Source organism: Leclercia sp. TB492, from assembly GCF_049974505.2.
Classification (GTDB): domain Bacteria; phylum Pseudomonadota; class Gammaproteobacteria; order Enterobacterales; family Enterobacteriaceae; genus Enterobacter; species Enterobacter adecarboxylatus_C.
The window spans coordinates 44,240-67,997 of the sequence record NZ_CM127572.1 but is presented as its reverse complement, the minus strand read 5'-3'; the positions used below and the strand labels follow the sequence as shown (position 1 = coordinate 67,997).

24 protein-coding genes and 1 tRNA gene are annotated in these 23,758 nt (G+C 55.2%); 12 read left to right on the top strand and 13 right to left on the bottom strand.

Annotated elements, in window-relative coordinates:
• The first annotated feature begins 126 nt into the window (after nucleotides 1-126).
• Together ACP4QI_RS00345 and ACP4QI_RS00340 are read left to right on the top strand one after the other, a co-directional pair.
• Nucleotides 127-1,518 carry a nucleobase:cation symporter-2 family protein gene (locus ACP4QI_RS00345; RefSeq protein ID WP_142487718.1) on the top strand — a complete coding sequence of 464 codons (1,392 nt, stop codon included), beginning with the start codon at nucleotides 127-129 and terminating at the stop codon, nucleotides 1,516-1,518.
• Between the two features lie 118 nt (nucleotides 1,519-1,636).
• Entirely contained in the window at nucleotides 1,637-3,349 is a 1,713-nt protein-coding gene (locus ACP4QI_RS00340; RefSeq protein ID WP_426495904.1) for an AsmA family protein, read from the top strand.
• A gap of 106 nt (nucleotides 3,350-3,455) precedes the next feature.
• On the opposite strand, the gene yicI is transcribed toward ACP4QI_RS00340, so the two are convergent.
• Nucleotides 3,456-5,774 (bottom strand): alpha-xylosidase, encoded by a 2,319-nt coding sequence (gene yicI, locus ACP4QI_RS00335; protein ID WP_426495903.1) that lies wholly within the window; start codon nucleotides 5,772-5,774, stop codon nucleotides 3,456-3,458.
• Nucleotides 5,775-5,786: 12 nt separating this feature from the next.
• On the bottom strand, nucleotides 5,787-7,181 hold the full coding sequence (locus tag ACP4QI_RS00330) for a glycoside-pentoside-hexuronide family transporter (protein WP_426495902.1): 1,395 nt from the start codon (nucleotides 7,179-7,181) through the stop codon (nucleotides 5,787-5,789).
• A gap of 283 nt (nucleotides 7,182-7,464) precedes the next feature.
• On the opposite strand from ACP4QI_RS00330, the gene ACP4QI_RS00325 reads away from it, so the two are divergent.
• Nucleotides 7,465-7,559 (top strand) — tRNA-Sec (locus ACP4QI_RS00325).
• A gap of 3 nt (nucleotides 7,560-7,562) precedes the next feature.
• Here ACP4QI_RS00325 and ACP4QI_RS00320 read toward each other — a convergent pair.
• Nucleotides 7,563-9,401 (bottom strand): P-loop NTPase fold protein, encoded by a 1,839-nt coding sequence (locus ACP4QI_RS00320; protein ID WP_426495901.1) that lies wholly within the window; start codon nucleotides 9,399-9,401, stop codon nucleotides 7,563-7,565.
• A gap of 10 nt (nucleotides 9,402-9,411) precedes the next feature.
• Complete coding sequence (locus tag ACP4QI_RS00315; protein ID WP_327061080.1) at nucleotides 9,412-9,603, bottom strand: toxin-antitoxin system HicB family antitoxin; 192 nt, start codon at nucleotides 9,601-9,603, stop codon at nucleotides 9,412-9,414.
• Nucleotides 9,604-9,738: 135 nt separating this feature from the next.
• Between ACP4QI_RS00315 and ACP4QI_RS00310 the strand changes: the two genes are divergently transcribed.
• From ACP4QI_RS00310 to ACP4QI_RS00295, 4 genes are all read left to right on the top strand, one after another.
• Nucleotides 9,739-10,026, top strand: a complete 288-nt coding sequence (locus ACP4QI_RS00310; RefSeq protein ID WP_426495900.1) for a SymE family type I addiction module toxin — start codon at nucleotides 9,739-9,741, stop codon at nucleotides 10,024-10,026.
• A 488-nt stretch (nucleotides 10,027-10,514) separates the two neighbouring features.
• Nucleotides 10,515-11,000 (top strand): type VI secretion system tube protein TssD, encoded by a 486-nt coding sequence (gene tssD / locus ACP4QI_RS00305; protein ID WP_426495899.1) that lies wholly within the window; start codon nucleotides 10,515-10,517, stop codon nucleotides 10,998-11,000.
• 9 nt (nucleotides 11,001-11,009) lie between these two features.
• The gene (locus tag ACP4QI_RS00300) at nucleotides 11,010-11,375 is read left to right on the top strand and encodes a tlde1 domain-containing protein (RefSeq protein WP_142487709.1); all 366 of its coding nucleotides are present in this window, start codon (nucleotides 11,010-11,012) and stop codon (nucleotides 11,373-11,375) included.
• Complete coding sequence (locus tag ACP4QI_RS00295; protein ID WP_426495898.1) at nucleotides 11,372-11,959, top strand: hypothetical protein; 588 nt, start codon at nucleotides 11,372-11,374, stop codon at nucleotides 11,957-11,959. The genes ACP4QI_RS00300 and ACP4QI_RS00295 overlap by 4 nt, the downstream gene beginning before the upstream one ends.
• A 56-nt stretch (nucleotides 11,960-12,015) precedes the next feature.
• Here the strand turns inward: ACP4QI_RS00295 and ACP4QI_RS00290 are convergent, their stop codons facing one another.
• The 3 genes from ACP4QI_RS00290 to ACP4QI_RS00280 all read right to left on the bottom strand — a co-directional run bounded on the left by ACP4QI_RS00290 (nucleotide 12,016) and on the right by ACP4QI_RS00280 (nucleotide 14,124).
• On the bottom strand, nucleotides 12,016-12,453 hold the full coding sequence (locus ACP4QI_RS00290; RefSeq protein ID WP_426495897.1) for an acetyltransferase: 438 nt from the start codon (nucleotides 12,451-12,453) through the stop codon (nucleotides 12,016-12,018).
• 72 nt (nucleotides 12,454-12,525) lie between these two features.
• Nucleotides 12,526-13,524, bottom strand: a complete 999-nt coding sequence (locus ACP4QI_RS00285) for an SAM-dependent methyltransferase (RefSeq protein ID WP_426495896.1) — start codon at nucleotides 13,522-13,524, stop codon at nucleotides 12,526-12,528.
• A 75-nt stretch (nucleotides 13,525-13,599) separates the two neighbouring features.
• Nucleotides 13,600-14,124 (bottom strand): lipocalin family protein, encoded by a 525-nt coding sequence (locus tag ACP4QI_RS00280; protein WP_231313359.1) that lies wholly within the window; start codon nucleotides 14,122-14,124, stop codon nucleotides 13,600-13,602.
• 117 nt (nucleotides 14,125-14,241) lie between these two features.
• On the opposite strand from ACP4QI_RS00280, the gene ACP4QI_RS00275 reads away from it, so the two are divergent.
• From ACP4QI_RS00275 to ACP4QI_RS00260, 4 genes are all read left to right on the top strand, one after another.
• A complete protein-coding gene (locus ACP4QI_RS00275) occupies nucleotides 14,242-14,967 on the top strand; it encodes a MerR family transcriptional regulator (RefSeq protein WP_426495895.1) in 726 nt (241 codons plus the stop codon).
• 99 nt (nucleotides 14,968-15,066) lie between these two features.
• The gene (gene uraH / locus ACP4QI_RS00270; RefSeq protein WP_142487704.1) at nucleotides 15,067-15,480 is read left to right on the top strand and encodes a hydroxyisourate hydrolase; all 414 of its coding nucleotides are present in this window, start codon (nucleotides 15,067-15,069) and stop codon (nucleotides 15,478-15,480) included.
• A 102-nt stretch (nucleotides 15,481-15,582) separates the two neighbouring features.
• Entirely contained in the window at nucleotides 15,583-16,542 is a 960-nt protein-coding gene (locus ACP4QI_RS00265; RefSeq protein WP_285129189.1) for a YbgA family protein, read from the top strand.
• Nucleotides 16,543-16,684: 142 nt separating this feature from the next.
• Nucleotides 16,685-17,773 carry an AAA family ATPase gene (locus ACP4QI_RS00260; RefSeq protein ID WP_142487702.1) on the top strand — a complete coding sequence of 363 codons (1,089 nt, stop codon included), beginning with the start codon at nucleotides 16,685-16,687 and terminating at the stop codon, nucleotides 17,771-17,773.
• A 28-nt stretch (nucleotides 17,774-17,801) separates the two neighbouring features.
• Here ACP4QI_RS00260 and ACP4QI_RS00255 read toward each other — a convergent pair whose 3' ends face one another.
• From ACP4QI_RS00255 to ACP4QI_RS00235, 5 genes are all read right to left on the bottom strand, one after another.
• Entirely contained in the window at nucleotides 17,802-18,755 is a 954-nt protein-coding gene (locus ACP4QI_RS00255) for a GlxA family transcriptional regulator (protein ID WP_231313361.1), read from the bottom strand.
• A 26-nt stretch (nucleotides 18,756-18,781) separates the two neighbouring features.
• Complete coding sequence (locus ACP4QI_RS00250) at nucleotides 18,782-19,561, bottom strand: MBL fold metallo-hydrolase (RefSeq protein ID WP_156262613.1); 780 nt, start codon at nucleotides 19,559-19,561, stop codon at nucleotides 18,782-18,784.
• A gap of 138 nt (nucleotides 19,562-19,699) precedes the next feature.
• The gene (nlpA, locus tag ACP4QI_RS00245; RefSeq protein ID WP_142487699.1) at nucleotides 19,700-20,503 is read right to left on the bottom strand and encodes a lipoprotein NlpA; all 804 of its coding nucleotides are present in this window, start codon (nucleotides 20,501-20,503) and stop codon (nucleotides 19,700-19,702) included.
• 202 nt (nucleotides 20,504-20,705) lie between these two features.
• Nucleotides 20,706-21,044, bottom strand: a complete 339-nt coding sequence (locus ACP4QI_RS00240) for an antitoxin (protein ID WP_426495894.1) — start codon at nucleotides 21,042-21,044, stop codon at nucleotides 20,706-20,708.
• Nucleotides 21,045-21,089: 45 nt separating this feature from the next.
• Complete coding sequence (locus ACP4QI_RS00235; RefSeq protein ID WP_426495893.1) at nucleotides 21,090-22,589, bottom strand: MDR family MFS transporter; 1,500 nt, start codon at nucleotides 22,587-22,589, stop codon at nucleotides 21,090-21,092.
• 78 nt (nucleotides 22,590-22,667) lie between these two features.
• Here ACP4QI_RS00235 and ACP4QI_RS00230 point away from each other — a divergent pair, with 78 nt between their 5' ends.
• On the top strand, nucleotides 22,668-23,327 hold the full coding sequence (locus ACP4QI_RS00230; protein WP_426495892.1) for a TetR/AcrR family transcriptional regulator: 660 nt from the start codon (nucleotides 22,668-22,670) through the stop codon (nucleotides 23,325-23,327).
• Here the strand turns inward: ACP4QI_RS00230 and ACP4QI_RS00225 are convergent.
• The gene (locus ACP4QI_RS00225; protein ID WP_142487695.1) at nucleotides 23,324-23,743 is read right to left on the bottom strand and encodes a GNAT family N-acetyltransferase; all 420 of its coding nucleotides are present in this window, start codon (nucleotides 23,741-23,743) and stop codon (nucleotides 23,324-23,326) included. The genes ACP4QI_RS00230 and ACP4QI_RS00225 overlap by 4 nt on opposite strands.
• Nucleotides 23,744-23,758 lie beyond the last annotated feature (15 nt).

Here is a 23,758-nt window from a genome sequence, read left to right as displayed (position 1 = left end):
TTGCCCTGGCGTGACAGAAAAGCCGTAATAAGCGGCGGGATTTCTCTGTGATTTTTGCGAGCAATCGTTTGCTTTTTTCATCCACTCGGCTAAAATGCCCGCTTTTCTTCCTGGGGATCGCAGCAGATGTCCGTTAACGCCGTTGAACAGCAAGATGCGCAACCGATTGCGCAGCCGCATAACAGTGAACTGATTTACCGTCTTGAAGACCGTCCACCGCTGGCGCAGACCTTGTTCGCCGCCTGTCAGCATCTGCTGGCGATGTTTGTGGCCGTCATCACCCCTGCCCTGCTGATCTGCCAGGCGCTCGGCTTACCGGCGCAGGACACCCAGCACATCATCAGCATGTCGCTGTTTGCTTCAGGCGTAGCCTCCATCATTCAGATTAAAGCCTGGGGTCCAGTGGGATCCGGCCTGCTGTCGATTCAGGGCACCAGCTTTAACTTTGTGGCTCCGCTGATCATGGGCGGTACGGCGCTGAAAACCGGCGGCGCGGATGTGCCGACGATGATGGCGGCGCTGTTCGGCACCCTGATGCTGGCAAGCTGCACCGAGATGGTCATCTCCCGCGTGCTGCACCTGGCGCGCCGCATTATTACCCCGCTGGTCTCCGGCGTGGTGGTGATGATTATCGGCCTGTCGCTGATTCAGGTGGGCCTGACCTCTATCGGCGGCGGCTACGCCGCAATGGCCGACCACACCTTCGGCGCCCCGAAAAACCTGCTGCTGGCGGGCGTGGTGCTGGCAATCATTATTCTGCTCAACCGTCAGCGTAACCCGTACCTGCGCGTCGCCTCGCTGGTGATCGCCATGGCGGCAGGCTACCTGGCCGCCTGGGCGATGGGTATGCTGCCGCAGTCCAGCGCCGCGACCGACAGCCCGCTGATCGTGGTCCCGACTCCGCTCTACTACGGCCTGGGTATCGACTGGAACCTGCTTCTGCCGCTGATGCTGGTGTTTATGATCACCTCTCTGGAAACCATCGGGGATATCACCGCCACCTCCGACGTCTCTGAGCAGCCGGTCTCTGGCCCGCTGTACATGAAGCGCCTCAAGGGTGGTGTGCTGGCTAACGGTCTGAACTCCTTTGTCTCCGGCGTGTTCAACACCTTCCCGAACTCCTGCTTCGGTCAGAACAACGGCGTGATCCAGTTGACCGGCGTGGCCAGCCGCTACGTGGGCTTTGTCGTGGCGCTGATGCTGATCGTGCTCGGCCTGTTCCCGGCGGTAAGTGGCTTTGTGCAGCATATTCCTGAGCCGGTACTCGGCGGCGCAACGCTGGTGATGTTCGGTACTATCGCGGCATCGGGCGTGCGTATCGTCTCCCGCGAGCCGCTGAACCGCCGCGCCATCATGATCATCGCCCTGTCGCTGGCGGTCGGTCTGGGCGTGTCTCAGCAGCCGCTGATCCTGCAGTTTGCCCCGGACTGGGTGAAAAACCTGCTCTCCTCCGGCATCGCTGCCGGCGGGATCACCGCTATCGTTCTGAACCTGATTTTCCCGCCAGAAAAGAACTGATCCCTTTCACGGCAGCAGGCAACTGCTGCCGTAACCCAGAATTCCGCCCTTCCCGCCTTGAGCATTGCGCATAAATCGTGCATAACTCCTTTATGTACGTTTTACGTGATGGAAGACCATGAAATTTATTGGAAAGCTTCTCGTCGGTATTCTGGCCGTTGTGCTTATTGCGATCCTCGCGCTCTATATCCTTGTTCAGACCCGCTGGGGAGCGGCGCAGGTCAGCAGCTGGATCACGGTAAACACTGACTACGAACTCAATTTTGACCTGATGGATCATCGTTTCTCTTCGCCCACGCACCTGGTGCTGAAAAACGTCACCTTCGGGCGCGACGGTCAACCCGCGACTCTGGTCGCGAAGATGGTGGATATCGGCGTGAGCAGCCGACAGCTCACCGATCCGCTGCACATGGATACCATCACCCTGTTTGACGGCACGCTGAACCTCTCCCCGCAGACGGCACCTCTTCCCTTCCAGGCCGATCGCCTGCTGCTGAACAACATGGCGTTTAACAGCCCCAATACCGCGTGGGATCTGAGCGCGCAGAAGGTCACCGGCGGCGTGCGCCCCTGGGATCCTGAAGCAGGCAACGTGCTGGGTAAAAAAGCCAACATCCAGATTAGCGCCGGGTCGCTGACGCTGAACGGCGTCCCGGCCAGCAACGTGCTGATCGAGGGCGAGCTGACCGACAAAGAGGTGATCCTGACCACCATCGGTGCCGACATGGCGCGGGGCTCGCTCACCGGTACCGCGCGTCGCGACGCCAACGGCGGCTGGAAGGTGGACAACATGCGCCTGAACGACATCCGCCTGCAGAGCGATAAATCGCTGTCTGACTTCTTTGCCCCCATCACCACCCTGCCGTCGTTGCATATTGGCCGCCTGGACGTAACCGACGCCCGCCTTCAGGGGCCGGACTGGGCGGTTACCGATCTCGACTTAAGCTTGCGCAACCTGACCCTGAGCCAGGGCGACTGGCAGAGCGAGGATGGCCGCCTGTCGATGAACGCCAGCGAATATATCTACGGCTCGGTGCATCTGTTCGACCCGATCCTCAATGCGGAATTCTCTCCACAAGGGATCGCCCTGCGCCAGTTCACCTCGCGCTGGGAAGGCGGGATGGTGCGCACCTCCGGCAACTGGTTGCGCAGCGGGAAAGCGCTGGTACTGGATGATGTCGCCGTCGCTGGGCTGGAATACACCCTGCCGGAGAACTGGAAAACGCAGTGGATGGAGACCCTGCCGGAATGGCTGCACAGCGTCACGCTGCGTAAATTCGGCCTGAGCCGTAACCTGGTGATCGACGTGGACACCGCCTTCCCCTGGCAGATCACCGCCCTCGACGGCTATGGCACCAACCTGCAGCTGGCGAAAGATCGCCAGTGGGGCGTATGGGCGGGCACCGCCACCCTGAACGGCGCGGCCGCCACCTTTAACCGCGTGGACGTGCGTCGTCCGTCGCTGTCGCTTACGGCTAACGCCTCGACCATTGCCATCAATGAGCTGAGCGCCTTTACCGAAAAAGGGATTCTGGAGGCGAAGGCCAGCGTTTCGCAGACGCCGGTGCGGCAGACCACCATCAACCTGACCGGGCGCGGCGTGCCGTTGAACGTGATCCAGCAGTGGGGCTGGCCGGCATTGCCGGTGACGGGCGACGGCAATATCCAGCTCAACGCCAGCGGCAATGTGCAGAAAGATTCGCCGTTGAAGCCGACGGTCAACGGCAGGCTGAATGCGGTAAATATGGATAAACAGCAGGTCACGCAGACGATGACGGGTGGGGCGGTGAGTACGGTTGAGCAACAACCCTCACCCCAGCCCTCTCCCTGAGGGAGAGGGAGCAAACCAGCCGGGTGGCGGCTTCGCCTTACCCGGCCTACAACATCAAAACCGTAGGCCCGGTAAGCGCAGCGCCGCCGGGCGTTTTACAGACGGCTCAGAGGTGGATCACGACCTCCTCCCCCTCCGTTTTAACCACCACGCCCCACTCGCTCCCCGCATGTGACGCGCCTTTCACGCCGCTAATCTGATGCACATTGCGCAAACAGACCGACCAGTTCCGCGCTTCGCCGCGCCCTTTTAACGTCAGGGTATCCCCGTTGCGCGTCGCGGTCAGGGTAAAGGCCACGGCACCGTTGGCCGCCGGCACCTCGCTTACCGCCGTGGCACCATCGTCCAGGTTAAACAGCTGGAAAGTGGTGCCTTGATTCCACGCATAGTCCGGCTTCTGGTCGTTATTGCCCAGCGCCAGCAGGGTGTTGTCACGCACGTAGACCGGCAGGCTGCGGAAGTCGTGCTGCTGTTTATGCCAGCGGCTGCCCTGCACCTCGTCGTTGCGCCACAGGTGCGTCCAGCGCCCTTCCGGCAGGTAGAACTGCACGTCGCCCGCCTCGCTGAACACCGGGGCCACCATCACCGAATCCCCCAGCATGTACTGGCGGTCAAGATAGTCGCAGGCCGGATCGTCCGGGAACTCGAGCATCATCGCCCGCAGCATCGGGGTACCAAACTCACGGGCCAGGGCTGCCTGGCGATAGAGGTACGGCATCATCCGGCATTTAAGCTGCGTGAAGTGGCGCACCACGTCGCAGGACTCATCATCGTATGCCCACGGCACCCGGTAGGATTTACTGCCATGCAGGCGGCTGTGGCTGGAGAGCAGTCCGAACGCGCACCAGCGTTTATAGACATGCTCCGGAGCGGTGTTTTCGAACCCGCCGATATCGTGGCTCCAGAACCCGAACCCGGAGAGCCCGATCGACAGCCCACCGCGCAGGCTTTCGGCCATCGACTCGTAGTTGGCGTAGCAGTCCCCGCCCCAGTGAACCGGGAACTGTTGCGCCCCCACCGAGGCCGAACGGGCAAACAGCACCGCCTCCTCTTCGCCTACCGTCTCTTTCAGCACGTTCCACACCAGCTCGTTGTAGATGTAGGCGTAGTGGTTGTGCATCTTCTGCGGATCGGAGCCGTCGAACCACTGCACGTCGGTCGGGATGCGCTCGCCGAAGTCGGTTTTGAAGCAGTCGACGCCGATATCCACCAGGCCTTTCAGCTTGTCGGCATACCATGTGCAGGCTTCCGGATTAGTAAAATCGTAGATCGCCAGCCCCGGCTGCCACTTATCCCACTGCCACAGGGAGCCGTCCGGGCGTTTCAGCAGATAGCCCTTCTCTTTCAGCTCCTTAAAGATCGGTGATTTCTGCCCGATGTACGGGTTGATCCACACGCAGACCTTCAGCCCTTTCTCCTTCAGGCGGCGGATCATCCCCTCCGGATCCGGGAAGGTCGCCGGGTCCCACTCGAAATCACACCACTGGAAGGCCTTCATCCAGAAGCAGTCGAAGTGGAAGACGTGCAGGGGCAGGTCGCGCTCCGCCATGCCGTCGATAAAGCTGTTCACCGTCGCTTCGTCGTAGTTGGTGGTAAACGAGGTGGTGAGCCACAGGCCAAACGACCAGGCCGGCGGCAGCGCCGGACGCCCGGTGAACTGCGTGTAACGGTTGAGCACCTCTTTCGGCGTCGGGCCGTCGATAACGAAATACTCCAGGTACTCGCCCTCGACGCTGAACTGAACCTTCGACACCTTCTCGGAGCCGATTTCAAAGGAGACGTTTTCCGGGTGATTCACCAGCACGCCGTAGCCGCGGTTGGTGAGGTAGAACGGGATATTTTTGTATGACTGTTCGGTGCTGGTGCCGCCGTCGCGGTTCCAGGTTTCGACCGTCTGGCCGTTGCGTACCAGGGCGGTGAAGCGCTCGCCGAGGCCGTAGACGGTTTCGCCCACCCCCAGATCCAGACGCTCGAACATGTAGTTGCGATCGCTGTTGCCGTCCTGCACGTAGCCGTTGTTTTTCAGCTGGCTACCGGTGATGCGCTGGCCGTTTCTGAGGAAATCGAGCGCCCAGAACTCGCCTTTGGTGACGCGGACGCTGACGTTGCCGCTTTTCAGCTCAGCAAATTCCGCGTTGTTTTCAATCTGGACGCTGACGTCTTTCAGGACGTGGAGCGGATAGTGCGGGCCGTTATCCAGCGCCCCCTGGAAGTGCTCTATGCGCACCCCGACAATCCCCTCCTGCGGCGCAAACAGGCGCACGGTGAACATCAGGGTGTCGAGCTGCCATGTGCGCTCGCGCACGTCGCGCGGGGCGACATAGACCACCAGGTCGTTGCCCTGCTTCTCCACATCGAATACCTGAACCGGATACGTCACGTTCAGGCCCGGTTGAATTAGCCAGTTTCCGTCACTGATTTTCATGCTTTCGTCCTCTTAGTTCTGCAATTCTTTGCTGACCGGCAGAGTGTTGAATTCCTGCTGATTACGACGCGCGCCCTGCGCCAGGTCGTTCATGATTTTCATCAGGAATGGCGTTTTCAGGCTGTAGTAGCGTTTGGCAATCACCGCGCTCAGCAGGTAGCACGCCGCCGGGACAAGGGTAAACAGGGCAATGATGATGCTGATGGTGGCGCTGTTCTGGCTTTTGGCTGCGGCATCATAGCCGCCGCCTGCCAGCATCCAGCCGATTAATGCTCCGCCCAGCGCCAGGCCAAGCTTGAGCACGAACAGCGTGCCCGCAAAGCTGATGCCGGTCAGGCGCTTACCGTTGGTCCACTCGCCGTAATCGACGGTATCGGACATCATCACCCACTGGATCGGCGTTACCAGCTGGTGCAGGACGCCGATGACGAAGATAAAGCCGAACATGGTGATGCTGGCCTGCATCGGCACGAAGAACATCGCCACGCTGGCTACCGCCAGCAGGGCGTTGGTCCACCAGAAGACGCTGACTTTGCATTTCCAGTCGGTGAGCGGTTTCGCCAGCGCGGAGCCAATCAGGTTGCCGACGCAGTAGGTGGTGAGGAAGGCGACGAACAGCTCCGGCGAGCCCATGATCCAGGTGACGTAATACATCATCGCCCCGCCGCGCACGCAGACCGCCAGAATATTGAGGATGGTGAGCAGCCCGACGATGCGCCACTGGTCGTTCTGCCAGATATCGCGCAGATCTTCGCGCATGGAGGTGGTGCTCGGCGGCACCTGGATACGCTCTTTGGTGGTGAAGAAGCAGAACGCCAGCATCAGGAAGGCCACCACCGACAGCACCGCGATGCCGCCCTGGAAGCCGAACGCTTTATCCTCGCCGCCAATCATATTCACCAGCGGCATCATCAGCACCGTAGAGAGCATGCCGCCCGCCGTCGCCAGCACAAAGCGCCAGGACTGGAGGGAGATACGCTGCGTTGGGTCGTTGGTGATCACCCCGCCCAGCGCGCAGTAAGGGATGTTGACCACGGTATAGAGCAGGGTTAGTAGCGTATAGGTGACGGCGGCGTAGATCATTTTGCCGTTCAGGCTGAGGTCCGGCGTGGTGTAGGCCAGCACGCAGACCAGGCCAAAGGGGATGGCACCGAACAGGATCCACGGGCGGAACTTACCCCAGCGGCTGCGGGTGCGGTCGGCCAGCAGCCCCATGCAGGGGTCGGAGATGGCATCCAGCGCGCGCGCCAGCAGGAACATGGTGCCGACGAACCCGGCGGGGATACCGAAGATATCGGTGTAGAAGAACATCATGTAGAGCATGACGTTGTCGAAGATGATGTGACTTGCGGCGTCACCCATGCCGTAACCAATTTTCTCTTTGACGGATAAGACTTCGCTTTTCATTGTTTTTCCTTCACGCGTAGGGGCGCTGAGACCGGTTACATTTCTTGTAAACCATCCCCTTCCAGGCAGGTATTGCGTTTTCTGGTTACGTTTTTACGTTTCTTGTTTTTTGTGATCGCGTTAAAAGTGCGGAGGCGGAAAATGTAACCTGAGGATTTTCTTATGGTTTACGCTGGAGGGTTAGCGCAGGTCAAAAAAGGGGTGAAATAAGTGAGGGAAAAGATGGGGTAAATGATTGAAAGTAGCTATAATGCGCCCCGCCTCCATGTAGCAATCGAGGCGCGGAAGATCGTCATCTCCGGTGAGGTGGCTGGACTTCAAATCCAGTTGGGGCCGCCAGCGGTCCTGGGCAGGTTCGACTCCTGTGATCTTCCGCCAAAATCAAACGCTTTTTGAGAATGAGATGTTTTTTTCTATCAAGCTGAAATAATATCTTAATTTCTTTATCAATTGTGCCTTTTGTGGTTCCTTTGCATTATTAGCAATGTTGTAAGTTATTTTCATAAGCCTCTTCAGCCATAAATATTCGATATCTAAATTTTTGCTATGTTTGTCTCTCGAATATCTCTCGTTTAAAGATGATAGCAATCTCCCATTACAAACCCAATCATTAATAATCATATTTGCAAAATATCCGGGTGGGATTAGATGCAAGAAAGCAACCCCTCCATAATTACCTTCATTAATACCATATTCATAGAGACGTAAGTATTCCTCAGGTTTTTTTGACATCGAGAATAATAGATCCGGATATATTTTTTTGATTGAATACAAAAAGCGATAATTTACAGCAACCTTTAAATAATTTTTAACCTCTGTAAATTTTACATTATCACTACTTATGAACCCTAACTCATATTTTGAAGAGTAATTGTCACTAAAAAAAGAAATATTCGGCAATAAAATATTTCTTAATTTAATTTCGTCGATGTACTTTTTACAATAATCAACAACATCAACCTCTGATGTTGCATACTTATCATTTTCGATTTCTAAACTTAACAAAATGCCGACGACATGCATTATTATTTCAGGTTCAACAATCTCAAACCTTTCAAGTTGATCTTTCAACCCATTTAGAGCAATTATATATTTAGTTCTTGTTAGATCAGTCCAACTCCACAATTCTCTCCAAAATTGATTATGCTTTTTACTACTGAGTAAAGGATGTTGTGATAAATGTACTTCTATATCATTTGTATTAAATGTTCCTGTTGAAAAAATTTTTGCAAGCGAAACATAAGGAATTACAGGATCAAACCATTCTATTGAAGAGTATTTCTCAATAATATTCAGAGAATTATGATCTATAGAGTAAGAAAGACCATAAAGAAGAGAGTTTGTCGGGATATTTCCTACATCATCTGTAGAAATATTACCTGCTCTATATTCAATCCCTAATGCCAGCATTGAGGTTAGTAATTTAATAACGGCTCGCGAGGATGATTTAAAGTATTTATCAAAAGTAAGAATCGTTCTATCAAAATCATCAAATATTGCTCGAATGCTTCTAAAATTAACGCTACCAGAATTATAAATTATACTTATAATAGTATTCTTGTTTTTTGCAATAGCTTTTTTTGCAACTTGGCTTTTTAAGGTATCGCAAAAATAATCGATTACCTCGTCTATGGCTGGTATTAAACTTATTGTTTTACCTATCACCTTTTCTTTTTTTAAATAGTAAGTTCTTTTCTGTTCTTCTGGTATGTCATCTTCACTTGCAACAATTAAAACTTTACATCCATCATGCTCTACAAAGGAATTTATATAACCAAGTATACTTTGAATGGGGATTAAGCACCTCTCAAGATCATCAAATATTATTATCCTATTATTAATATTTAGAAAAACATCTTTTACTATTGATTTATCATCTACATCTTTAGATACATCTGTACCTGCATATCCGTTAAGGATCCTAGACGCAAAAATACCCAGCATTCTCACTGACTTTGACGATAACCGTGGATGTAATTGAGAAAAAAATTGATCGGTTATTTCTGTAATTGATGTTACACCGTTTAATGTTACATAAAGTGGTTTAACTCTTTCTTTATCATCAATGAATATTTTGTTTTTAATAAAATAAGTTTTTCCACTTCCCCACGAACCGGTAATCAATACTGCATAATCAGTTATGCTATCACCAAAGAAATAATAATTAAGATAATTTATGACGCTATTATTTGATGTTCCAGTATCTTTAAAATTATTCATGAATGCCCTCTCAGTTATGAGGTTCTATCCCTAAACGTTTAATTTCATTTCTAGCTAATGTTTTCAACCAATTCCCCAAACTCATCCCCTCCGCCTTAGCCGCCGCTTCAAACTGCGCCTTCAACTCCGGCGTAATTCGAATCTGAAAAGTCGGTGCTTTACCGGATTTTGACTGATTTGGATCGCGTTTAGCTGTTGACATGTACGTACCTGTGAGAGCAATATCTAATCATTCAGGTACGTACCTTATCACAGGATAACCTGAGTCGAAACGCCCTCGCCCGGTACTCGCAATACCCGACGAGAGCTAACCTCACCAACTATCAAGGAGTTGATTATGGCTGATTCGCATTCTACCCCAGACACCACCGCAACCGGAACTGAGCGTACATTAATTGTGGGATATCGCCCGCAAGGTCTCGACCGCAGTACGCCAAACCTGATTCTTTCCGGCAAATGGCTGCGTGCGGCGGGGTTTGATACCGGGGATAAAGTCACGGTAAAAGTCATGGATGGCTGCATCGTGGTGATGGCGCACAACCCGCATGAAAAGGCGCTGCTCGCCGAATTAAAACAGGCGCAGCAAAAGCTGAAAGGCATTGAAGGGGCGCTGGCTGTATCCTAAGCAGTTAGTTTCAAATAGTCATTCCGCAACCTGTAAGCATGACTTACAGGTTCGGCAGATATTCAGTTGTTCGGTAAAACCGAACAACTGCCCACTCCTGTATCTCCCTCACAACGCCACCCTAAACTTCATCCCGAGCAAAAAATGGGAACTCTATAAACAGAGGCTGGCAAGCCGCCCTTTAGCGCCCCGGTATACTCAGGACGACACAAATCAGAATGAATACGCGGATCGGCCTGATGCCCGGTGGCGCTACGCTTAGCGGGCCTACCGTTTTGGTTTTGTAGGCCGGGTAAGGCGAAGCCGCCACCCGGCGTTATTGAACAATACTGCCTGACATCCGAAAGATAATCCCCATAAATATAAATAATAAAATTTCTTTATCACCCCTATAAATTAAAATATTTAAACTGCTCTTTTCAGGTACATATCACATTCTAATCCTTTAACTGGATGTATTTTATTTGAATCTACATAAGGAGGTGAAAATGGCCATACCCGTTTATTTGTGGCTTGAAGATGATTCTGGTCGTTCGATTAAAGGCTCAGTTGACATAAAAAACCGCGAGGGTTCAATTGAAGTCATTGAATTAATGCATTCAGTGGAGCAACCAATCGATAAATTTTCCGGAAAAATAACATCCAAGCGCATATATAGTTCTTACGCATTCATGAAAGAGATTGATTCATCATCCCCTTGGTTATATAAGGCTCTCAGCACGGGCCAAACGTTTAAAAAAGCAGAATTCATATTTTATCGAATAAATTATAACGGACTGGAGGAAGCATACTTCAAAACAACCTTAGAGAACGCGAAGGTCGTTCAAATCGAGCCCGTCATGTTTGATATCAAACACCCTCAAAATGCACGCAATACGCATCAGGAGTATATCGACCTGACATATGAAAAAATTACGTGGCATTACCTTGACGGAAACATCATCCATTCGGACACATGGAAAGAAAGAGACTAAGGAGGAAATATGTCGTGGGAATATGACGTAAAAGAGCACAAATTTTATCTCGATGGAGTCTACCAGTTCGATGCTGATTACGCAGGGGCAAGTGGATATAAGAACGATCCCGCTCATGAGTGCGTTAAGAACAGCGGGCCTCTGCCGCGGGGAAAATATACTATCGGTGCTCCCTATAATTCTGCCCATACAGGAAAATATACGCTGAGCCTGACACCTTATTCGACAAATGATATGTGCGGGAGAGATGCGTTCAAAATTCATGGGAAAAGCAGCCAGCATCCGGAAGACTCATCTGAAGGATGTATTATTGCTCCATTAAGTGCCAGAAGGAGCATATGGAAAAGTGACGATACGGAGCTGATAGTCAAATGAAACGCTTATCGACTTTATTCCTGGTGCTGCTTTCGGCCAGTCAATACGTTTACGCAGAGCAAATGACCGGCTTTGCAAAGCAATATTATCAGGAGGATATCTCTATACCGGAAATCGCAGCAGCGTTTCCGCTTTCTCCTGTTGTCACTATCGGCAACAAAGCCATTCAGATGGAGACGACTTCCCTGACGGATATTGCTGATATACCCATTCAGATAGACAGCTCTGCTCGCTGGCTCTGCCTGCATTCAAAAGACGGTATAAATTATTGGTTTATTTCCGATAATGAAATGGGGAGAGGATTACTCACTGCTATTGCAATGGCTAAAGATGGCAATCATAAAGAGTGTGTAGCATCGCCAGCATCCATTCGCGTTTCCATAGGGAAGACACCCCTGCTTGATGCCGCCCGTCAGGATATCGCTCAGTCATTGGGTAATAATGAGGAAATAAAAAAGGAGGCTGTTCTTTTCTATCAGGAAACTCCCGTTCAGGGCGGATTCACTCAAAGTAATACCGTCTCTTATTACTTCAACGGCAAGAAAGTGCGTGGCGTGATCGTTGGGCAGATTACAAGTAACTAATCGACCTCTGGAAACCCCTCTCTCCCAAGGAGGAGAGGGGGCAGAATGTGCGGCTATTAACCGTCATACCGCATATGCAGCAACGGGAACGGATTGCCCTGCCCGTCCAGCTCTGACCGCCCGGTCTGCACAAATCCCATATGCTGATAAAAACCCACGCCCTGCGGGTTTTGCTCGTTGACGTCCACCTCGTTTGCGCCGAAATGGTCAATAGCGTACTTCAGCAACAGCGAGCCGACGCCTTTTCCCCGGCTCACATCGTCAACAAACAGCATCTCAATGCGGTTTTCGTCCACGCCCAAAAAGCCGTGAATGGCGCCGGTTTCATCCCGGGCAATCACAACGTTTAAATTTGGCAGATAAGCGTTGAGCAATAGCGGGCGTAACGCCGCGATATCGCTCTCCTGCAGAAAGTGATGAGTGGCGCGAACGGAGGACTCCCAGATCGCGACGAGACGTTCAAATTGTGAGGGAACTGCGGTTTCGATTTTCATAATGCGATCATGATAGGGCAATAGATCTTAATCAAGTGTTAAAGATTACCCTCTCCCAACGGGAGAGGGAACCTAAACCCGGATCTCCATCACCGCATATACCCCGTCTTTCGGCACGATCACCGTGACGTTTTCCACTGCGATACCCGCCGCGAGATGAATATCCTGCAGCTGCTGTAACGTACGCGGGAATATGGGCGTCCAGCCGATACAGCGCAGGGCGAAATCAATCTGCGGGCTGCTGGTGAGCATATTGGAGATAATCAGCGCTCCGCCGGGTTTAATCAGGCGCAGGACATGTTGCAGGAAGGTCACTGCCTCGGTGTCGTTGAAGTATTCGAAGATCCCCAGCGCGTCCACCAGCTCGACCTTACCTTCGCCCAGCTCCTGTATCAGTTTATCGCTGTGGATCAGGCCATCTTTCAGATCGCGCTGCAATATCGTCACCTGCTCCCCGACTCTCAGCCCTTCGGCGGCGGCCATTTTCTCTGCCCAGCGCAGGGAGACGGGATCGTAATCCACCAGGGTTAAATGCACGTTTTGCCCGTCCAGATGGGCGCTGCGCAGCGCCTCCAGCACCGGAACTGCCGCCCCGCTGGCGAGGCTGACCCAGACGTTGTCGATGTCGTTATGCAGATACTGTTCCGCCAGCACGGAGAGCACCTTCGCCCGGGAACGGATGCCGATAGCATCGTTGGCGTGGATAAACCACTGGCGGCTGCGGCTGTCCATCCGGGTGCCGTCGGGGAGATGCTCATCCAGCGGGTTCTGGATGGCGTACAGGGCCAGCGCGGTGGGCACCAGCCGGGTACGCCAGGCGATGACCGCCGGGCGTGTCGCGAAAGCCTTTTCAGACCACTGATGCTGACATTTAATCGTCTTCTCGCCGCTGGCATCCTTTTCAATCAGCGGCGGCATTAGCTGCGGGTCCGCCTTTAACGCGCGATCGACGGCGTTCAGCTCACGCGTCACCTCGTCTTTCATCGGCCAGTTGTCGCTGACATCGGGAAACGACGCGCTGTAGATGGTCATGGTGGTCGGCGCGGTGCCGCGAAAGGGTTGCCAGTGCATATGTCATCTCCCGTGTGCCCATGACGCAAGTCTATTCCCCTGCCCGCACATTGCCCCAGGAAGAAAGCACGATCTTTAGTGTCTCACCCATACCAGCTCATCCACCCGGAAGCCCAGGCTGCGCGCGGTATTGAGATAATCCTGCTTCACCGCATCCGGAATGGTTGGCGTACGCGACAGGATCCACAGATAGTCGCGATCCGGGCCGCTGACCAGCGCGTACTGGTAGTCATCGTCCAGCTTGATCACGTTATAACCGCCGTAGAACGGGCCGAAGAACGAGACCTTCAGCGCAGCGGTAGTTGGCTCGCCGGTGTAATAGGCTTTGCCTTCGCTCTCACTCCACTTGCGCTTCAACGGGTCATAGCCCCGGTTAAGCACGCTGATCCCGCCGTCGCTGCGCTTGCCGTAGGTGGCGGTCACCTGCTCCATGCCGCGCTCAAAGCGGTTTTCCAGACGTGCGATTTCATACCACTTGCCCAGATAGCGGCTGGCATCAAAGTTGGTGATCGGCTGCACGCCTTTCGGCGGCGTAGGGGATTTACAGGCAACCAGAGTCAGCGCAATGGCGACACCGGTCACAACGGGCCATAGTTTCATGAGAACTCCTGTCATTTGCACGTTTTGAATTAAAGTGTAGTGCACCGATCTGGCGCTTCATCCCGCCGGAAAATATTCGTAGTATATTGAGATTATTCCCCCCTTTCGGACGCAGGCATGGCTTACTCCATCGGCGAATTCGCCAGACTCAGCGGGATCACCGCTACTACGTTGCGGGCATGGCAGCGTCGCTACGGTTTACTCAAGCCCCAGCGCACCGAGGGCGGCCATCGCCAGTACAGCGACGAGGATATCCAGCAGGCGCTGAAAATCCTCGACTGGGTGAAAAAAGGTGTGCCCATCGGCCAGGTGAAGCCGCTTCTGGAACGCCCTGCCCCGAGCCGGACCAACAACTGGCAAACGCTGCAACAGACCATGCTGCAGCGTTTGCAGGCGGGCAAAATCGAATCCCTGCGCCAGATGATTTACGATGCCGGTCGCGAGTATCCGCGCCCGGAGCTGGTCGTAAACGTGCTACGCCCGCTGCGCAGCCAGGTCTCGGCCAACGTTCCTGCCGTCATGACCCTGCGCGAAATTCTTGATGGCATCATCATCGCCTACGCCTCGTTTTGCCTTGAGAGCGATAAAAAAGCGCCGGGCGACAACCTCCTGCTCAGCGGCTGGCACCTGAACGATCCGTGCGAAATCTGGCTCGAAGCCCTGGCGCGTACCGGCCAGGGCCACCGTATTAACATTCTGCCCATTCCCCCTGCCGCGCTGGCACCGGAGATCTTCCCGGACCGCCAGTGGCTGTTGGTCACCAGCGGTAAACTCACTGCCGCGCGCAAAAAGCAGGTGGAACAGTGGCAGCAGCAGGTTGCCCTTAAGGTAATTATCCTCTGATTATTTTCTCCTGCGGGAATCTTCACGAAAAGTTGAATATTTTCCCGCGCGGCAAATGCTAACGTTTTCCTGTGACTTATCACTCCACAGGAAAACATGATGAAAAAAACTGCCCCTCTGCTGATCCTCGCCGCTATGGCCTTTGCCCCTGTCGCCTTTGGTGCCGCCCCTGCCGGCACCCTGAGCGTGCATATTCTTGACCAGCAAACCGGCACGCCGCCGCCGGGCGTCACCGTTACGCTGGAAAAGCAGCAGCAGGATAAATGGACCCCGCTTGCCAGCGGCAAAACTGACCAGGACGGACGCATTAAATCGCTCTATCCGGCGGATCAGGATATGCAGCCAGGCGTCTATAAAGTGACCTTCAAAACGGCAGAATACTTCCACGGCAACAAGCTGGAGTCGTTCTTCCCAGAGATCCCGGTGCTGTTTACCGTCACCCGCACCAACGAAAAACTTCACATTCCACTGCTGCTCAGCCAGTACGGTTATTCGACCTATAAGGGAAGCTAAAACTTATTGATATGTATAGATAATAAAAAATATATCCGCCAATACTTGGACAAAATAATCATTTTGTGTAACTTTTAAAGAGTCACTCTGGAGGTGCACATCATGACAACGAAACCAGTGCTGGGTATTAGCGGATGCTTGACCGGTTCCGCCGTTCGCTTCGACGGCGGCCATAAGCGTATGGGCTTTGTCATGGATGAACTGGCAGAGTGGGTGAACTTCCGGCCCGTTTGTCCGGAAATGGCGATCGGCCTGCCGACACCTCGCCCGGCGCTGCGCCTGACGCAGATCGCCAGCGGTGAGACGCAGATGCGGTTCAGCAAAGCGCCTCACGAAGAAGTCACCCAAAAAATGACCGACTTTGCGGCAGGATATGTGCCGAAACTGGGCGATCTTTGCGGATTTATCGTCTGTGCTAAATCGCCAAGCTGCGGCATGGAACGCGTGCGGCTGTATGATGAAAAGGGTAATGCGGGTCGCAAGGAGGGTGTCGGGCTGTTCACCGCCGCCCTGCTTGAAGCCTGGCCGTGGCTACCGGTGGAGGAAGATGGACGCCTGCATGACCCGGTGCTGCGGGAGAACTTTGTCGAGCGGGTTTTCGCGCTTCATGAGCTGAATACGCTGCGGGGGAATGGCCTGACGCGCCGCGGGTTGCTGGATTTCCATAGCCGTTACAAACTCCAGCTGCTGGCGCACCATCAGGCGGGCTACCGCGAGATTGGTCCGTTCGTCGCCTCGCTGCACGAGTGGGACGATCTGGAGGCCTTCTTCGAGGCGTACCGCGAAAAGCTGATGACGATCCTCAGAAAACCCGCGTCGCGGAAAAACCACACTAATGTGCTGATGCATATTCAGGGCTATTTCCGTAACCAGCTGAACAGCCGCCAGCGCGGCGAATTGCGCGACGTGATCCTGCATTATCGCGACGGATTACTGCCGATTCTCGCCCCGCTCACGCTGCTGAAACACTATCTGGCCGAATATCCCGACCGGTATTTGATGACGCAGAACTACTTTGATCCCTATCCTGACGATCTAGGTTTGCGTCTGGCCGTTACCTGAATGTCAAATGCGAGGCCCCATTGACCCTGAGAGGCCCGAAGCACTACCCCGTTTAGACGACACCTCACTGTCGTCTTTTTTTGCACTTTGCGTAGAACACTGTAACTTTGTACAGGATTAGTCCGCCAAAGTGGGTCCGCCGATGATCAATACCCTGCATATTCAAAACTACCGCTCGATTCGCGACCTGTCGCTGGATCTGCAGCAGCTCAATATCGTCTTCGGTCCGAACGGCACCGGGAAATCCAATATTTACAAGGCGATCCACCTGATGCACAGCGCGGCGCAGGGGCAGTTTTCCCAGGCGCTGGCCAATGAAGGCGGGATTTTAAAGGTCTTCTGGGCGGGCAAAACCCGCAGCGATCGGCTGCGGCGCATGAATCTGGCGGTGGAAACCGAGACTTACGAATATGAACTGCAGGTGGGCTTTGTCGAAAAGCTGCCTTATCCCTCACAGTTTCAGCTCGATCCGGTGATCAAAGAGGAGTCCATCTGGCTGAGCGGCCAGCACCGACGCCCGTCGTCACAGCTGATGAAGCGCAAGAATCAGGCCGTATTTCTTAATAACGTGCATCACGAAAAAGTGACCCACAGCGGCACGCTGTATGAGAACGAATCGGTGTTCGGGCAGCTGGGGGAGCCGCACCTCTACCCGGAGGTGTCGCAGATGCGCGAGTCTTTGCGTAACTGGCGCTTTTATCATGAGTTTTCCGTCTCCTCCGGCTCGGCGATCCGCGCCCCGCAGGTGGGGTTCCGCTCCCCGGTGCTGGCCAGCGACGGCGCAAACCTGGCCGCGGCCTTTCAGACCATTGTCGAGATTGGCGACGAGCTGCTGCTGATGCGCATCCTCGACCAGGCCTTCCCCGGCTGCGTGTTTTACAGCGACAACACCGGCGGGCGTTTTCGCATGATGATGCAGCGTGAAGGCTTAAGCAGACCGCTGGAGCCCGCGGAGTTTTCCGACGGCACGCTGCGTTTTCTCTGTCTGGCGGTGGCGCTGTTAAGCCCGCGCCCGCCCGCCTTTATCGCCCTCAATGAACCGGAAAACAGCCTGCATCCGCAGATGCTGCCCGCGCTGGCGAGTCTGATTGCCGAGGCCAGCCGTTACTCGCAGATCTGGCTCACCAGTCACTCCCCGGAGCTGGCGACGTTGATTGAAAAGCACCGATCGTTTTCGCTCTATCAGCTGTCGATGGTGGAAGGGGAAACGCGGATGGAGAAGCTGGGGTAAATGCCGGGTGGCGCTGCGCTTACCCGGCCTACGATCGCATACGGAACGTTTTGCGCCACTCCGCCGGGCTGACGCCAAAGCGGGCTTTAAACTGCTGGCGCAAGGTCACGGCTGAGAGGTACCCCACCTGCTCCGCCACCGCCTCGATCGGCAGATTGCTGCTCTCCAGCAACAGCTGGCTACGCCGCAGGCGTTCGGCGGTGATCCACGAGGCAACACTCATCCCGGTGGCTTTCATAAAATGGCGGGTCAGCGTGCGGCGACTCATCGCCACGCTCTCTGCCAGCGTATCCAGGTTCAGCGGCTGGCTGATATTACGCTGGAGATAATCGATCAGGTTGTTGATCCGCGCATCGCGGGTCGTTTCCGGTACCGGCTGGGCAATAAACTGCGCCTGCCCGCCCTCGCGGTGCGGCGGGACGATCATCCGGCGGGCAATCTGGTTGGCGACCTCGCTGCCAAAGCGCTGCCGGATGATGTACAGGCAACAGTCCAGCGCGGCGGCGGTCCCGGCAGAGGTGATGATGTTGTCGTCATCGACGTAAAGCGCATTGATATCCAGCTCTACCGCCGGGAACAGCGACTGGAACTGGCGTTCAAATTCCCAGTGAGTCGCCGCCCGTTTGCCATCCAGAATGCCTGCATATCCGAGAACAAATGACCCCAGACACAGCCCGACGATTTCCGCTCCGTTGTCTCTGGCCTGCACCAGGCTGTCGAGCAACGTCTGCGGCGGGCATTCAAGCACGTGTGCCCAGTAAGGCACCACGACGATATCGGCCTGCCTGATGGCGGAATAATCCTGCGTGGCATTGAGGGCGAAACCCTCCCGGGAGGTCAGTAACCCCGGGTTTTCGGCGCAGATCGTTACGTTAAAGCGCTTTTTACCCGATACGGTATCGCCAAAAAGAATGCAGGGCACAGAGTAGTGAAAGGGGCTGAACCCGTCGACGGCGACAATCGCCACTGTTGTTAGCTTCACACTGTTCTCCTCTGCCCCGATACTGTTCAGACTATAACGCTTTCCCCGTCCTGAGGAATAATGACCGCCTCACCTATCTGGTTGGCGTCGACGTATTCCCGCAGTGCGCTGCGCGTCAGCAGGCAGTGGTTAATGGCCTCCATATGGACGGCGACAAGTTTTGCCTGCGGCAGCAGGAAGTGCACATTCAGCACATCCTCCGCACCCATAATGATGGGCCCGAAGCCGATCACGTGCGCGTACCCGGCGTTGAGAACCACCACATCCGGCTGCAGCTTTTGCAGTTCGTCGGCGACCTGCGGGCGCAAAATGGTGTCGCCTGCAATCAGCAGCGTTTTTTCGTCGGGATGGCGAAACACCACGCCGCACGCCTCACCGAGCAGCTCCGCCAGCTCCGGCACTGCGTAAGCGCGGTCGGTACCGTGCTGACCGCCGTGGGTTTTGCTCAATTGAATCTCGCCAAACGGCGTGTTGTCCGTCAAAACGGTCAGATTGTGGAAGCCCTGGCTGCGCAGCAGCCGGGCGTCATCGTCGTGCTGCACAAAGATCGGCATCGCTTTGGCGATCCGCTCGATGGCATGCTGATCCCAGTGATCGGCGTGGGTATGGGTGACGATTACCGCATCGACATCCAGCAGGCTTTCCACCGCGCAGGGCAGCTCCACCGTCGGGTTGCGGATCTCCGCCCGGGCGGTGCCGGGGAAACCAGGGTATGCGTCTTTGGGTGCCAGTAGCGGGTCAATCAGAAAGCGTTTTCCGGCATAGGTGATGAGCTGCGTCGCGTTGCGAATGTGGGTAATGTTCATGGTCTGTTCTCCGGTTTGTATGCGGAAAGCATAGCCGGAGGGCTGGTGACAGGATGTGGGCAAAAGGGCAATCAGCGATGGGATCGGGCCAATTTGTTTCTGGCCGCGACGAAAAGTCTCGTCGCGGCACGATTAACGTTATTCCCAGCCCGGCACTGCCCCGCCGTTAAAGATCGTCTCTGCCGCCTTCGCCACTTCTGGCGACTGATACGACTGGATAAATTCCTTCACGTTTTCCGCATCTTTATTGTCTTCCCGCGTCACCACGATATTCACGTACGGCGAGTTTTTATCTTCGATAAAGACGCTGTCATGCACCGGCGAGAGTCCGGTTTGCTGGAGATAGGTGGTGCTGATAATCGCCACATCCACTTTCGGATCGTCCAGCACGCGCGGCAGCTGCGCCCCTTCCAGCTCCATGATGTTCAGCTTTTTCGGGTTGGCAGTGATATCCAGCGCCGTCGGCAGCAAACCGACGTCCGGTTTCAGGGCGATCAGCTTTTCGTTTTGCAGCAGCAACAGCGCGCGGCCCAGGTTTGTAGGGTCGTTCGGGATGGCGATGGTCGCGCCGTCCTTCAGCTCCGCCACCGATTTGATCTTGCGGGAATAGCCCGCCATCGGGAACACAAAGGTGTTGCCGACGGCCACCAGCTTGTAGCCGTGGGCTTTATTGTCTTCCGCCAGGAACGGGCGGTGCTGGAAGACGTTGGCGTCCAGCTCCCCGTGGTTGGTGGCGTCGTTCGGCAGCAGCGAGCCGCTAAAGCCCACCAGCTCGACATCCAGGCCGAACTTCTCTTTCGCCACTTTTTTGGCGACTTCCGCCACGTCCTGCTCGGCGCCGTTAATTACGCCCACCTTAATGTGTTTGGCATCGCTGCCGCTTTGGTCACAGCCCGCCAGCAGCAGGCCAGCGAGAAGAAGCGCACCTAATCGAAGTTTCACCCGTCATATCCTTTTGATAACTGTTTTATCGACTATATCGGCAACGCAGCGGCAGGCTAAAAAACGAAATGGCATCAGTAAGAAGGATAAGTTATATGCGAGTTTTGCCGGGTGGCGCTACGCTTACCCGGCCTACGCGAAGAGACGGAGAACTTTCGTAGGCCCGGTAAGCGTAGCGCCACCGGGCGTTGAAGATCAGGCTTCATACCTGAACTCCACCCAGAGGATCTCTCTTGGTAATACTCTGATTTCTTTCCTCCGGACTTAAAAAGGAATCAGGGACGGTGGTGCTTTCCAGCATCCTGAAAAATTCATCCCAGCTTTTCTGCTGGGCAGGTTTTGCAGCCAAAACAACATTCCCCTCCTCATCCCGCCGGATCCAGACGCTCTCCGTATCAAACGCGAACTCTGCGGGCAGTAGCACCGCCTGGTTTCGCCCTTTTTTGAACAGTTTTGCTTTACGTTCCATCGCAACCTCTGCTGTTTTATTGACCAGGCCAAAGCATGCGCCAGCAGCGTTAAGGAAGACAAGCCTGGTCATCAAGTTTCGGAAAGCGACTCGCAACAATGAGCGGAACCGCTAACCTTACGCCTCCCGCTTGCGCAGCGGCGCCTCGCGCAAAAACCACGACAGCACAAAGGCGAGCACCATAATTCCTGCCGCCATCAGGAATACCGCATGAATGGCGGAGCCAAAGGCGTCCAGGTAGTCCAGGCGAAGAGCGTCAGGCAGATGGTGAATGGCGACAGGATTCATCTCCCGCGGCAGTTCGGTGCCCTCGGGTATCCGCGCCATCAGGCCCGACTGCAATACGTGAGTGAAGACCGCGCCAAACAGCGCCACGCCAATCGCCCCGCCAATGGAGCGGAACAGGGTCACGCCGGAGGTCGCCACCCCATACTGGTCCGCCGACACGCTGTTCTGTACCGCCAGCACCAGCACCTGCATCACCAGACCCAGCCCCGCCCCCAGCACGCCGGTAAACAGGTACAGCTGCCAGACCGGCGAATCAATGGTGATCCGCGTGAGCAGGGCCATGCCGACCACGCCCAGCAGGGTGCCAAGGATCGGGAACAGGCGGTATTTCCCGGTGCGGCTGATAATGCGGCCGCTGATGATGGAGGTCAGCAGCAGCCCGCCCATCAGCGGGATCAGCTGTAGCCCGGCCTGGGTCGGGGTGGCCTCTTTGACAATCTGTAGATAGAGCGGCAGGAAAGTCACCGAGCCAAACAGCGACATACCGATAATAAAGCCAATCAGGCTGCATAACAGGAAGCTGCGATCGCGGAAGAGCGACAGGGGAATAATCGGCTCCCACGCCAGCCGCTCCTCATAGATAAACCCGGCGATGCCCGTCAGGCCAAAGGCCAGAATGCACCACAGCTGCGGGTCGCTCCACTCCCGTACCGTGCCCCCTTCGCTGGTAAACAGGATGATGCACAGCAGCGCCATGCTGAGGTAAATCGCCCCCAGATAGTCGATCTCATGTTTATTGCGCTTCGCGCTGCCGTGGAAGACCGCGCCGATCACCAGCAGCGCAAATACCCCCAGCGGCAGGTTGATATAGAAAATCCAGCGCCAGGAGGCATGCTGCACCAGAAAGCCGCCGACCAGCGGGCCGATCACCGTCGCCAGACCGAAGACCCCGCCGAACAGGCCCTGATAGCGGCCGCGATCCGCCGGCGGGATAACATCGGCCACCGCCGCCATGCTGATCACCATCAGCCCGCCGCCGCCCAGCCCCTGCAGGGCGCGCATCAGCACCAGCTGGGTCATGTTCTGCGCCAGTCCGCACAGGGCAGAGCCCACCAGAAACAGGACGATCGCAATTTGCAGCACGATTTTGCGGCCAAAAAGATCGCCAAATTTGCCGTACAGCGGCACCACTATGGTGGAGCTCAGGATATAGGCCGTCACCACCCAAGAGAGCTTATCCAGCCCGCCCAGCTCGCCCACAATGGTGGGCAGCGCCGTGGAGACGATGGTCTGATCGAGAGCCGAAAGCAGCATTACCAGCAGGAGCGCGCTAAACAGCAATCGGATTGAGGGCGCGTTTTTGGTTTGCGTTGTCGATTCGGACGCCATAAAACACCGCTTGAAATTAATTAATTTGATAATTAATATTTAATGAAGTTATGAATCAGGTCAAGGGATGCCCCGCGTATGTCAGCACATAAAGATAATTCTGAGCCCACGCCACAGGCCCGCCGCCCGGGGCGTCCGCGCGGGAGCAAGCCCACTGCCACCAGCCGGGAGCAGCTGCTGGATATCGCCCTCGATCTCTTTGCCCGTCAGGGGATTGCCCGCACCTCCCTTAACGCCATTGCCAAAGAGGCAGGGGTGACGCCGGCGATGCTGCACTACTATTTCAACTCACGGGAGCAGCTGCTTGATGCCATGATCGAGGAGCGTTTTCTGCCGCTTCGCAGCGCCATCGCGACGCTTTTCAGCGCCCACCCGGACGATCCGGTCACCGCCCTGACGCTGATGGTGAAAAAGCTGGCCGACCTGGCCGTCGAGCACCGCTGGTTCGCGCCGCTGTGGATGCAGGAGGTGATTGGTGAAATGCCGGTACTGCGCGCGCACCTGCAGGCCCGGTTTGGCGATGAGAAATATCAGGCGACGCTGGATACCATTGCCCGCTGGCAGCAGGAGGGAAAACTGAACCGCGATCTGGCCCCGGAACTGCTGTTCACCACTCTGTTAAGCCTGGTGCTGGTGCCTTTCTCGCGGATGCGCAATGACGAGAGGTTAACCACTCTCTCGCCTGACAGTATTGTGCGCCATGTGCTGGCGGTGATAGGTCATGGTATTGGCGCTTAAAGCGCCTTCGAGAGGTAATGCCGCTGGATTCCCGGGTAGGGAAAATCGTCCAGCGTCATGGTCAGCTCATAGCCCTGCTTCTCATAAAACGGACGCGCCTGGAAACTGAAGGTATCCACCAGCGCATGCTGGCACCCCTGGCGTTTAGCTTCCTCTTCAGCGGCCTGCATCAGCTGGCCACCGAGCCCGCTGCCGCGTATTTCCTCGCTGACCCACAGATATTTGATGTTCAGCCACACGCCCTGACGGTTGCCGATCAGCCCGCCGCGCATTTTGCCGCCTTCATCGCGGGCATACACGGCGATATCACTCGCCACGCGGGAAAAACTAATAAACTGGCTGTTGTAGACCCGCAACCCCTGCAGTAACTCTTCCTGTTCGTGTTCAGTAATGGTGTCGGTAATACTCAGTTGCATATCATTCTCCCGTTA